This window comes from Haloarcula sp. MBLA0163 (genome assembly GCF_055632435.1).
This window is the reverse complement of sequence record NZ_CM145745.1, coordinates 1,091,996-1,104,109: the sequence shown is the minus strand read 5'-3', so window position 1 is coordinate 1,104,109 and position 12,114 is coordinate 1,091,996. Positions and strand designations below refer to the sequence as shown.

Below are 12,114 nucleotides of genomic sequence, written 5' to 3'. Positions count from 1 at the left end.
TCAGTCACCTGCCGCGTACGGCGTGAGTTCGTCGAGCACCGGTTCCATCGCCGCCGTGTCGTCGCCGTCTACCACGGTCGCCTCGCGCTCGGACGGGGCCTTCGGGATGGGGTCGACGCCGGCGACGATGGTCGGCGACCCGTCGAGGCCGATGTAGTCCGGGTCCAGGTTCAGGTCCTCGTGGTCCCAGACCGTCAGGACGTCCTCGTAGTCCTCGGCCCGCGTCTGGGTCTCCTCGCGCAGCTGCTTGTGTTCGAGGCGGTGGCTGGCCTTCCGGTAGGTCGGCTCGAACTCCGGGTCGGCGACGACGAAACACGGCATCGGGGCCTCGACGGTCTCGATCTCGGTGACGTCGCCGTCGACCAGTCGCTTCGCCCGCAACACCCCTTCGTCCTCGTCGATGTCCAGCGAGACGACGTGGGTGACCATCGGCCAGTCCAGACAGTAGGCCGTCTGCGGGCCGGTGTGGCCCGTCTCCCCGTCGGCGGTCTTGAACCCCGCGAACACGAGGTCGGGCTGCGTCTCGAGGTTCTGGATGCCGGTGGCGACGGTCATCGCCGTCGCCCAGGTGTCGGCCGCGCCCATCTCCCGGTCCGAGAGGAGGTAGAGGTCGTCGGCGTACACGTCGCGCATCCCCTCCTGTAACACCTCCTGATACCCCGGCGGCCCCATGCTCATCAGCGAGACGTGGCCACCGTTTCGCACCCGGGTCTGGAACGCCGCCCTGAGCGCGTGCTTGTCGTTCGGGTTCATCACCGTCGGCGTCTTCCCCCGCTCGAGGTGGCCGTCCTCGTCGAAGGACACCTGCCCCTCGCGGAAGTCGGGGACGCCCTTTGTCAGAACTACAGTGTGCATACTTGTCACGACCCTCGTCAACGTACCTCATTCCGGGCCGAACATAAATGTATGTTCACAATAACGGTTGACAGGTGCGGCGACACGCAGAGCGACCGCTCACGTGATGCGAGCGATAGGCGGTGAGAACAGCGCCGGACGGGCGTTATATACGGCCTGCGCGGCCCGGGTCGACGTCGATGGCGTCGACCGGACAGACGTCGACACAGAGCATACAGTCGATACACTGGTCCTCGTGTGCGGGGTCGGCCTTGATCTCGCTCTCGGGGTGGTCGGGGGTGTCGACCCACTCGAACACGTCGACGGGGCAGTCCTCCAGACAGGCGCCGTCGGCGATACAGATGTCGAAGTCGACGGCGACGTGCGTGCCGTGGATGCCCAGCGTGTCGGGCTCCTCGACGGGGCCCCAGACGTTGTGGCCGTCGTGTTGTTCGACCACGTCGCGGTTGTCCTCGAACTCGGGGTCTATGGCCATTGGTATCTAACACCACTCGGCGGTGATACTTAAACTTTCGACCGAAGGCGTCAGAAACGAGGGTCGTCCGGCCCGCCGGTCGGGCCACCGCCGGGTGGTTTGCCCCCGCCCGGACCCTCGCCGAGCGGGGGGTCCCCCGGCCCGTCCGGGTCGGCGGTCGTCCCGACGTGTCGCCCGAGGAAGTCGACGGTCCGGTCGTAGACGTCGTCGTAGAAGGCGCCGTTGAACGGGAACGCGTGGCCGCCGGGGACGGGGTCGTAGGTCACCGTCGTCAGCGGGTCGAGGGTCCGGGCCAAGAGCTCCGACTGGGCCGGCGGGAGCACCTCGTCGTCCTTGCCGTGGAGCAGCAGCGTCGGGGGCATGGAGACGGTGGCCTGTGCGACCGGTGAGGCGAGTTCGTAGGCCTCGGGCACCTCCTCGGGGCCGCCGCCGAGGTACTGCCTGTCGATGTCCTCATCGCCCGCCGCCGTCTCCGCCATCGCCCGGAAGTCGTAGACGCCCGCGTAGCCGGCGACGGCCGACAGGTCGGAGGACGCGCCGGGGTAGAGGTCCGGTTCGAGGGCGGGGTCGTCGGCCGTCGCAGCGGCGAGGACCACGAGGTTCGCGCCGGCCGAGTGGCCGACGGCGACGACTCGCTGCGGGTCCGCCCCGTAGGCGTCCGCCTCCGCCCGGCACCACTCTATCGCGGCCTTCACGTCGACGAGTGCGGCCGGGAAGGTGTGTTCCGGCGCGAGGCGGTACTGCGGTTCGACGACGAGGTAGCCGTCCTCGGCGAGGTCGATGGCGTGGCGGGCGAACTCGCCCTTGTCACCGACCGTGAACCCGCCACCGCGGACGAGGACGGCGACCGGTTTCGGCCCGCTGCTGGCCGTCGACTCGTAGACGTCGAGCAGTAACGTCTCGCCGCCCGCCTCGTGGAAGGGCACGTCTCGTTCTACGGTGACCGTCGTCGGTGCGCGCTCTGTCACGTCCCGTAGTGCGGTCGGGCCGAGTAAAAACGCGTCGGGGTCGGCCCGCGACCGCGACGCTCCTGCCGTAGACGGCGGCGCCCGCTGAGACCGGCAGGCGGGCCTTCAGGATGCCGTTCCTGTAGCCCGCGGCGATGTTCCAGTCGTCGACTCGCTTCGGGAAGCGGAACCGGCGGTGTCGGCCCGTCGCCGGTTCCACCAGTCGTCATCGTGTTCCGTGGCGATGTTCACCTCGCTCCACGAGGAGAACGTTCACGGTTCGTCGGAAGTGTCGGTCTGTTTATCATGTGTCAAAGTGTCATTTTATATTTAAATTGGGCTGCCCGGAGCCCGGTCAACGGGACACGGAGAGCGGATTCTGACCGATAGAACAAAGGCGGCTGTTCTGAAATAGGTACGCCAGTATGTACGGCTTCTTCGTCGCGTCACTGTACGCCACAGCCGTCATCTCGCTCCTCTTCGCCGGGGTCGCGTGGCGCAAGCGGACCGACCCCGGTGGGACGCCGATGGTCGTCTTCCACCTCGCGCTGGCGGTGGGGTCGGCGGCGTACGCGCAGGACATCACGGCCACGACCGTCTCGGTGCAGCTGCCGTGGGCGATGCTCTCGGCGGTCGCACAGAGCGTCACCGCCATCGCGTGGTTGTACGCCGCGCTCCAGTACTCGGGGGTCGACCGGACGCCGACGCGTCGTGTCGTCGGTCTGCTGTCGGTCGAACCGGTGTTGCTCACGGTCGGGTTTCTCACGCCACAGGTGACTATCGTCGACTGGCCCGAATCAGGGCTGACCGGGTCGCTCCTGCAGGCCAGCGAGACGACCCTGACGCCGTTGTTCGTCGTCCACTCCGCGACGATACTCCTCGCCGCGCTGGTCGGGACGGTCCTGCTGATCGGGCTGTTCGTCCGCTCGCGGCACCTCTACCGGACCCAGTCCGCCGCCGTCCTCGTCGCCGCGCTGACCCCGTGGACGGTCGGACTGACGCAGAACTTCTTCATCGACTTCCCGGAGGACGCGAGCATCCTCGCGTGGGGCCTCTCCGGGATGGCCCTCACCGCCGGGCTGTACACGTTCAAGAAACTCGACCCGGTGCCGGCGGCGCAGGCGGCCATCGTCGAGAACATGGGCGACGGCGCGGTCGTTCTCGACGTGGACGGGGTCGTCGGCGACGCGAACCCCGCCGCACGGCGCCTGCTCGGGTTCGAAGGCGAGTCGCTCGTGGGCCGGCACATCAGCGACGTGGTCGACGGCTGGGACGGTCTCGACTGGGACGACTCCGACGCCGCCGACTGGCAGGAACTCTCCCTCCCGGGCGACGGCGACCCCCGTTTCGTCGAGGTCGAGGTGTCGCCGTTCACCGACCGGTTCGACGACGTCGTCGGGCGACTCGTCGTCATCAGGGACGTCACGGAGCGAAAGCGCCGCGAACAGCGCCTCGCACAGTACAAGACCATCTTCGACGCCGTCAACGAACCCGTATACGTCCTCGACGAGGACGACCACTTCGTCCGCTACAACGCGCCCTTCGCCGACCTCGTGGGGTACGACGAGTCGGCCCTCGTCGGCAGTCCGTTCGCCGCCGTCCTCGCCGGTGGTCAGACGGCCACCGACGCCGACGGGGTGACGGAGGTCAGTATCACCACGGCGTCGGGCGAAGAGGTGCCCTGCGAGGCAGACCTCGCGGCGGTGGAGCTGGCCAGCGGTGCGACCGGTCGGGTCGGCATCATCCGCGACATCTCCCAGCGGAAGGCCATGGAGTCGGAACTGGCACAGACGACCGAGCGCCTGGAGACGCTGGTCGAGGCGTCGCCGCTGGCCATCGTCGCTCACGACACCGATGGCGTCGTCGACGTCTGGAACCCCGCGGCGGAGGCGCTGTTCGGGTGGAGCGCCGAGGCAGTCCGGGGCGAACAGCTCCCGATAGTGCCCGACGACAGGCAGGAAGAGCTGCTGGAGCGCCACCGGGAGGTCCAGTCCGGCGCCCGGCTCACCGGCTACGAGACCGAACTCGAGCGCGAGGACGGGAGCCTGGTCAGTGCCGCGGTTTCGGCGGCCCCCATCACCGACATGAACGGTACCGTCGTCGGCACCGTCTCCATCATCGCGGACATCAGCGAGCGGAAGGCCCAGCAGCGGCTGCTCGAGCGTCAGAACGAGCGTCTCGACGAGTTCGCGAGCCTCGTGAGCCACGACCTCCGGAACCCGCTACAGGTCGCGACTGGCAACCTCGAACTGGCCCGCGACGACGCGACGGGGACGGTCCGCGAACGCATCGACGCCGCCGAGGACGCGCTCGAACGGATGGAGGCGCTCGTCGACAACACGCTGTCGCTCGCTCGGGAGGGCCGCGACATCGGCGCGACAGAACGCACGGCCCTCGGCCCCCTCGCAGAGCGAGCCTGGCGAGCGGTCAGGACCGACGGCCACTCGCTCTCCGTGGACACGCCCCCGACGGTCGAGTGCGACCCGGACCGGGTCGCGGAACTGTTCGAGAACCTGTTCCGGAACGCCGTCGAACACGGCCGCGAGGGGTCGGACGAACCGGTCAACGTCACCGTCGGCGGGGTGCCGGACGGGTTCTACGTCGCCGACGACGGCGTGGGCGTCCCGGCCGACGTCCGTGACCGCGTGTTCGAGTCGGGGTACACCAAGTCGGCGGACGGGACCGGGTTCGGCCTCGCCATCGTGGAGACCATCGCCGACGCCCACGGGTGGTCGGTCACCGTGACCGACGGCGAACACGGCGGTGCCCGCTTCGAGTTCTCCGACGTCGAATCGAGCTAGGGGTGTGCGAAGTACGCGACGGACTCGCCGTCGGGGTCGACCGCATCGACGCGTGCGAACCCGATACGCTCGAACTGGAGCATCTCGTCGGCCTCGTAGTCGAGCACGCCCGGTTCCGCTACACCGGTCACGTCGCCGTCCATCGTCCGCAGTCGGAGGTCGTGGCCGTCGGCCGGCGCCCAGTGGACCACGTCGACGCCCTCCTCGCGGACTGCCGAGATGTCGTCGCCGACGTACTCGAAGGCGTCGCGGGTGTGGCGAACGCACCCGTACCCCTTCAGCCAGACGCGCTCGCCGTGGCCGGGCAGGTCGTCGCCCTCGACGACGACGCCGCCCGCGACCGGAATCTCGCGGCGGCCCCGGTCCTCGTGGTCCGGGTGGTAGGGGGGTTCGCCGGTGTCCGGGCCGCCGACGACCTGACGCCCGACCAGTCCGCCGTGGTCGTCGCTGTCCCGGACGAAGAACGCCCGGTCCGTGTCGTCGTCTATCAGGTCGCGGTTGTTCGCGTACACGGACGACATCGCGAGGTCGACGTTCGACGTGGAGGTGCCGAGTTCGACCATCGCGTCCACGAGTGCCTCCCCGCGGATGCCCCGCCGCTGCAGGCTGGCGACCGTCGGCGCGCGCGGGTCGTCCCAGCCGTCGAGTTCGCCCTCGGCTATCAGCTCGGCGATGGTCGAGGTCGACATCTTGACGTCGTAGGCGTCGACCTGCACGTGGCCCCAGTGGATGACCTCCGGGTACTCCCAGTCGAAGTAGTCGTAGACGAACTGCTGGCGCTTCGCGGAGTCCTGCAGGTCGATGCCGCGGATGATGTGGGTGATGCCCAGCAGGTGGTCGTCGACGCCGCTCTGGAAGTCCAGCATGGGCCAGCAGCGGTAGTCCGCGGCCGCCTCGCGCGGGTGGGGCGTGTCTATCATCCGGAAGGCGACGAAGTCACGCAGAGCCGGGTTCTTGTGCGTGATGTCGGTCCGGACCCGGAGGACCATCTCGCCGCTGTCGTACTCGCCGTCGACCATCGCGTCGAACTCCTCGTGGACCGTCTCTACGTCCTTCTCGCGGTGGGGACAGGCCTCGCCGCTGTTCTTCATGTCGGAGAACTCGCCCTGCGGGCACGAGCAGGTGTAGGCGCCCTCGGCGTCGATGAGTTTCCGGGCGTACTCGTAGTAGGTCTCGACCCGGTCGCTCGCCTTGCACACGTCGTCCGGCTCGAAGCCCAGATAGTCGATGGCGTCCAGAATCTGGTCGTAGGCGTCGAGGTCGGGCCGCTTCGTCTCGGGGTCGGTGTCGTCGAACCGGCAGACGAACTCGCCGTCGTAGCGCTCCTTGTACGTGCCGATGACCGCGGCCATCCGCGAGTGCCCGATGTGCCAGGGGCCGTTGGGGTTCGGCGCGACGCGCATCCGGACGGTGTCGTAGTCCTCGACGTTCGGCAGGTCGGGGAGCGGGTGGTCTTCGCCCTCGTCTTCGGCCTCCAGTTCTTCGAGTTTCTCGGGCGCGAGTTCCTCGAGTCGGGCGCGGCGCTCCGCGGCGTCCATCCCGTTGACCCGGTCGACGACCGGCGCGATGACGCCCGGAATCTCGTCGCCGTGCTCGCGGAACTCCGGGTTCTCGCCCATGAGCGGCCCCATGATGGCCCCGACCTGTGCCTCGCTGTCGTGTTTGACCGCGTTGAGGAGGGCGTTCGTCTCGGCGGCCTCCTCGATACGCTGGCGCAACGCGTCGTCCATGGTCGAACCGTCCGGCGGGAGGCCCCAAAACGGCGTCGGGTTCCGTCAGGCGTCGAGACGGGCGCCGACCCGACTCAGCGCGTCCAGCCCGGTCACCTCGCCGGATTCGTCCGGGACGGTCCAGAGGTCGAGGGCCGGCAGCGACTCCCGAAGCGCGGCGAGTGACTCCTGCTGGACCGCCCGTTTCCCACGACAGCGCTCGCAGTCGCCCGCGTCCTCGATGAGTTTGTTCACCACGAGCGTCGTCACCGGCACCTCGAACTCCCGCAGCTGGTCGACCAGTCGCTCGCTCTCGCGGACCGCCATCGTCTCCGGTATCGTGACGACACGGAACTCGGTCCGCTCGGGGTCCCTGAGGACGCTTCCGACCCGTTCCATCCGGTCGCGCATCGTCGAGAACGCCTCGCGCCCGTCGTCCCGACGGCTCGCCATCGGCCCGAACAGCATCGTCCGCGTCGTGTTCACCTTGCGTCGGACCTGGTCGCGCAGGTCCAGTGCCGTCCGCATCCCCCGGTCCATGACCTTCGGGAGGTCCAGCAGTCTGAGCGTGTGGCCGGTCGGCGCGGTGTCGAACACCACGCGGTCCCACCGGTCGCTGTCGACGTAGGTCGCCAACCCCTCCAGCGCGGCCAGTTCGTCGCTCCCGGGCATCACGCCCGACGTGAAGAGGTCGGTTATCTCGTCTTCGTCGAGGCGGATACCTGCGCTCGCGAACTCCTCGGCCAGCGCCTCGAACAGCGCCCGGTAGCGGTCGACGCCCGCCTGCGGGTCGACCTCGACGCCCCAGAGGTTCTCGCGTATCTCGACCGGGGTCCCGCCCACGTTCGTCTCGACGGCGTCGCCGAGCGAGTGGGCCGGGTCCGTCGAGACGACGAACGTTCGATGACCTCGCTCGGCGAGCGAGAGCCCCGTCGCCGCCGCGATGGTCGTCTTGCCGACCCCGCCTTTGCCGCCGTAGAGGACGAACGCAGTCACGACTCCACGTAGGCGTCAGGCAGGCTTAACGCTCGGGTACCGGTGAGGAAAGCGCGGCGGGCTCAGTACTCGCGCTCGACGAGGTAGTTCGCGATGCCGTCCAGCAGGTCGCGGGCCTCGTTGTCCGGGAGGACCTCGAGGTTCTGCTTCCCGCTCGTGACGAGCTCCTGTGCTCGGTCACGGGCGTACTCGATGGAGCCCGCCTCGCGGAGCGTCGCGACCGCCTCGTCTATCTCGGCCTCGGACACCTCGTCGACGGAGTCGGTGTCGACGAGGTTCTCGACGTCGACGCCCTGCTGGCGGGCGTGCAGCGTCACGAGGGTCTGCTTGTTCTCGACGAGGTCCGAGCCGCGCTGCTTGCCCAGTTTCTCCGAGGGCGTCGTCAGGTCCAGCAGGTCGTCCTGAATCTGGAAGGCCCGGCCCACGTCCAGGCCGTGGTTGTAGAGGGCCTCGACCGTCTCCTCGTCGGCCCCCAGCAGCGTCGCCGGGATGGCTGCGGCGGCGCCGTACAGCACCGCCGTCTTCAGTTCGACCATCTCCAGATACTCGTCGGGCGTGACCGCGTCGCGCTGTTCGAACTCGATGTCGAGGGACTGCCCCTCGCAGATGCGCGTACACGTCTTCGCCAGCCGCTTGTTGGCGGCGACGCTCCGGTCGTGGGCGGCGCCGGTTTCGAGCAGGAACTCGAAGGCCTTCGAGTACAGCGTGTCGCCGGCGAGGATCGCCGTCGAGAGGTCGTACTCCTTGTGGACGGCCGGGACCCCGCGGCGGAGGTCGTCGTCGTCCATGATGTCGTCGTGGATGAGCGTGAACGTCTGGATGACCTCGATGGCCAGCGCCGCCGAGAGCACGTCGACCCGCCCGCCGTCGAGCCTCGGGAAGTCGCGGTAGTCGGCCGAGAGCGGGTCGACGTCCAGCAGGGACTCCGCGACCAGCAACAGCACGGTCGGGCGGAGTCGCTTGCCGCCGGCGTCCAGCAGGTAGCGGGTCGCCTCGTAGAGATGCTCGGGCCGCGTCACTGGAAGCTCCTCGGGGAGGGCCTCGTTGACCCGCTCCCGGCGGGCGAGGATGGCTTCTTCGACCTGCTGATAACCTTCGGACATGTGGTTATTCCGTGAGCTGGATCATGTTGCCGTTACGCGTGACGTGCAGGTCGCGGCCGACCTTGTAGCCCATGTCCTCGGCGAGGTCCACGTACGGCGCGAACCCTTCGAGGCTCTGGTGGGCCGGGATGACGTGCTGGGGTTGGAGGGCGTCGAGCATCTCGTAGTGGCCCTCCTGACGCAGGTGGCCGGAGACGTGGATATCGTCGTAGATGCGGGCGCCCTGCATGCCCAGCAGCTTCTCGGACTGGTAGCGCTGGCCCTCGTTGGTCGGCTCCGGGATGACCCGGGCCGAGAAGATGACCTTGTCGCCGTTGTCCAGCTCGTAGGGCGTCTCGCCGCGGCCCATACGGGTGAGCATCGCGCGCGGTTCGCCCTGGTGGCCGGTGACGATGGGCAGGAAGTTCTCCTTGCCCTCGTTCATGATGCGCTTGAACGTGCGGTCGACGGACTTGCGGTGGCCGTACATCCCGAGGTCCTCCGGGAAGTCCACGAAGTCCAGCCGTTCCGCGGTGCCCGAGTACTTCTCCATCGAGCGGCCCAGCAGGACCGGCTGGCGACCGATGTCGTCGGCGAACTCCACCAGCGACTTCACGCGGGCGATGTGCGAGGAGAAGGTGGTGGCGACGATGCCGCCGTCGTAGTCCTCGACGCTGTACATGACGTCCTTGAGGTGGCGGCGGGCGACGGACTCGGAGGGCGTGCGGCCCTTCCGGCCGGCGTTCGTACAGTCCTCGATGTAACAGAGGACGCCGTTACCCTCGCGGCCGATCTCGCGGAACCGCTCCATGTCGATGGGGTCGCCGATGACCGGCGTGTGGTCCATCCGCTTGTCGAGGCCGTAGACGACCGACCCCTCCGGCGTGTGGAGGACCGGGTTGATGGCGTCGATGATGGAGTGGGTGACGTTGACGAACTCAAGCTCGTTGCGCTCGCCGATGTCCATCGTCTCGCCGGCCTCCATCTTGACGAGGTCGTTCTGGACCCCGAACTTCTCCTCGCCCTTTATTTGCTGTTTGACGAGTTCGATGGTGAACGGCGTCGCGACGATGGGGGCGTCGTAGCGGTGGGCGAGCTTCGAGATGGCGCCGATGTGGTCGAGGTGGCCGTGGGTCGGCACGATGGCCTTCACGTCACCTTCGAGGTCGGACATGACCCGGTCGTCCGGGATGGCGCCCATGTCGATGAGGTCGAGCGAGTGCATGCGCTCGGTCTCGACGTTGTCGTGAATCAGTACCTTCGAGAGGTTCAGGCCCATGTCGAAGATGACGACGTCGTCACCTGCACGGACGGCCGTCATCTGTCGGCCAACTGCCTCGTATCCGCCGATTGTTGCGATTTCGACTTCCATGGTTGTAGGTCCGAGTGAAAGCCGTCCGCTGGCCCGCGGTCGGTGCTGGCGACGACGGTAACTGCCGAAGCAGCGTCTCGATTCCCGTGGGCGGCGAGGCCGGCCGGGTGACCCGTAGCCTCGCTGCCCGAAGTGGAAGGGACTCGCGTCCCGACGACTCTGGCCGTCGTCTGCCGGCCGCCGAACCGCGGTCCGCGGGCGGCCGTGCGCTCGGTTACGCTGAGTTACAACCCCGCTTCTTAAAACGATGTGGGTTCCGTGGCGCTCACTCGTCGTCGAGCGCGTCCGAGAGGGGGTCGCTGTCCGAATCGACGTCGAACCCGGTGACGCCCTCGTCGGCCAGCGTCGCGTCGTCCTCGTCCTGTAGCTCGTCGGTGCCGGACGCCGCCGTCTCGTCGGCGTCCTCGTCGACGACACGCGTCTCCCGGGACTCGATGCTCCCGAACAGGTCCTCGTCGCTCTGCTCGTCACCCGCGTCGCCGAAGAGGTCGTCGGCGGTCCGCGGTCCGGGGGCGTCGTCCCGGTCGTCGCCGCCGCCCGACCCCTCGGACGCCGCGTCCCAGTCGGTCCGCGGCTCGGTCGTGGACTGCTCGTCGGCCGTCGTCGACTCGTCCGCCTCCGACCGGTCGTCCTCCGACGAGGCGGGCTCCGGGCCCTGGAACTCAGACGGGTCCGGGGGCGACCACTCCTGCGGTTCGGTCGCCGGTGTCTCGTCGTCGCTCTGTCGGTCCGACGCCGCCGAGGCCCCGGGCCCGGCGTCGTCGGGCTGGTCGTCGGCCGGACCGCCGAAGATGTCCGCCCCGTCCGGCGACGTGTCCTCCGTCGGTGGACTGTGCTCCGTCGACTCGGGTTCGGTCACCGCCTCCGTCGAGTCCGCCGCGGCCTCCGACGGTGGCTGGGCCGCTGCCTCGTCCGCCGGCCCACCGAATATCTCGTCCGGAGACGACTCCGCGTCCGATGCGGACCCCTGCTCGTCGGCCGTCTGTCGGGAATCACCGGCCTCGGCGGCCCCAGGCTGGTCCGCTGGGCCCTCTGCCGGGCCCCCGAAGACGTCCCCGTCGGGCTCCGAACTGGAAGCTGGGTCCGGGGCCGGTTCGGGTCCGGACTCGCCTTCGCTCGCTGCGTCCTCGTCCGCCGACGGGTCGTCGGTCGTGATCAGGTCGCCGTCGTCTGGGGCCGTCTCGTCTCCGGCCGCCGCCGCTGGCTGGTCCGCCGTCGGGTCTGGCTCCGAGGCGTCGTCGGCGGACGTCGCCGTCTCCGCCACGTCCCCGGAGGGCGACGCCTCGGCGACCGCGTCGGCCTCGACCCCAGCACCGCCTTGGTCGCGGTCCGTCGTCTCGGGCTGGGTCGCCGTCTCTGCCGTCGGTTCCGGCGGTTCTTCCTCGGTAGACGCCGGTTCGAGCGGGTCGTCGTCCGTCGTCTCGTCGGCCTCGCCGTCGGTCACCTCCTCCGGGTCGTCCTCACGCGAGTCCGCCGCCGAACCCGCTGTCGCACCGGCGGCCGCTGCGCCTGCGGCCGTCGATGCCTCGCCCGCTCCGCGGGACTCGCTGTCGGACGTCTCGGGGCCGGCCGGCGCCGTCTCCCCGTCCGTCTTCGCGACGGCAGCGGCCGTCCCGACCATCGTCGCGTCGGCGACGAGCTTGTGCAGAAGCCCGAACACGCCCGAGAGCGTGAGCAGGACCCCGATGGCGGCGACGGCGACGCCGAGCAGGGCCCGGTTCGTCGTGACGGAGGGCGACGTGCTGGGCGAGGCTCCGAGGACGACGCCGACACCGACGAACAACCCACCGACGATAGCGACGACGAGGACGTACCCCACGTACCGAGCGCCGTAGCGGTAGACGTCTGGCAAGCTAACAGCAGACATGAATTTACAA

9 protein-coding genes are annotated in these 12,114 nt (G+C 68.9%); 1 reads left to right on the top strand and 8 read right to left on the bottom strand.

The features are described from left to right. The 3 genes from ACV7GQ_RS05870 to ACV7GQ_RS05860 form a co-directional block, all read right to left on the bottom strand. Positions 1–855, bottom strand: a complete 855-nt coding sequence (locus tag ACV7GQ_RS05870) for an electron transfer flavoprotein subunit beta/FixA family protein (RefSeq protein WP_470312596.1) — start codon at positions 853–855, stop codon at positions 1–3. Positions 856–1,000: 145 nt separating this feature from the next. Continuing rightward, complete coding sequence (locus tag ACV7GQ_RS05865; RefSeq protein WP_220618549.1) at positions 1,001–1,330, bottom strand: 4Fe-4S dicluster domain-containing protein; 330 nt, start codon at positions 1,328–1,330, stop codon at positions 1,001–1,003. A 50-nt stretch (positions 1,331–1,380) separates the two neighbouring features. Next, a complete protein-coding gene (locus tag ACV7GQ_RS05860) occupies positions 1,381–2,298 on the bottom strand; it encodes an alpha/beta fold hydrolase (protein ID WP_470312595.1) in 918 nt (305 codons plus the stop codon). A 404-nt stretch (positions 2,299–2,702) separates the two neighbouring features. On the opposite strand from ACV7GQ_RS05860, the gene ACV7GQ_RS05855 reads away from it, so the two are divergent. Further along, positions 2,703–5,078: a PAS domain S-box protein gene (locus tag ACV7GQ_RS05855; protein WP_470312594.1), complete on the top strand. Its 2,376-nt coding sequence runs from the start codon at positions 2,703–2,705 to the stop codon at positions 5,076–5,078. Here the strand turns inward: ACV7GQ_RS05855 and ACV7GQ_RS05850 are convergent. The 5 genes from ACV7GQ_RS05850 to ACV7GQ_RS05830 form a co-directional block, all read right to left on the bottom strand. Further along, a complete protein-coding gene (locus ACV7GQ_RS05850; protein WP_470312593.1) occupies positions 5,075–6,808 on the bottom strand; it encodes a glutamate--tRNA ligase in 1,734 nt (577 codons plus the stop codon). The two genes, ACV7GQ_RS05855 and ACV7GQ_RS05850, sit on opposite strands and share 4 nt — an antisense overlap. A 45-nt stretch (positions 6,809–6,853) precedes the next feature. Continuing rightward, positions 6,854–7,783 (bottom strand): ArsA family ATPase, encoded by a 930-nt coding sequence (locus ACV7GQ_RS05845; RefSeq protein ID WP_470312592.1) that lies wholly within the window; start codon positions 7,781–7,783, stop codon positions 6,854–6,856. A 62-nt stretch (positions 7,784–7,845) separates the two neighbouring features. Further along, the gene (idsA3, locus tag ACV7GQ_RS05840) at positions 7,846–8,886 is read right to left on the bottom strand and encodes a geranylfarnesyl diphosphate synthase (protein WP_470312591.1); all 1,041 of its coding nucleotides are present in this window, start codon (positions 8,884–8,886) and stop codon (positions 7,846–7,848) included. 4 nt (positions 8,887–8,890) lie between these two features. Next, a complete protein-coding gene (locus ACV7GQ_RS05835) occupies positions 8,891–10,237 on the bottom strand; it encodes an RNase J family beta-CASP ribonuclease (RefSeq protein ID WP_470312590.1) in 1,347 nt (448 codons plus the stop codon). Positions 10,238–10,502: 265 nt separating this feature from the next. Further along, entirely contained in the window at positions 10,503–12,104 is a 1,602-nt protein-coding gene (locus tag ACV7GQ_RS05830; protein WP_470312589.1) for a hypothetical protein, read from the bottom strand. Positions 12,105–12,114: the final 10 nt, after the last annotated feature.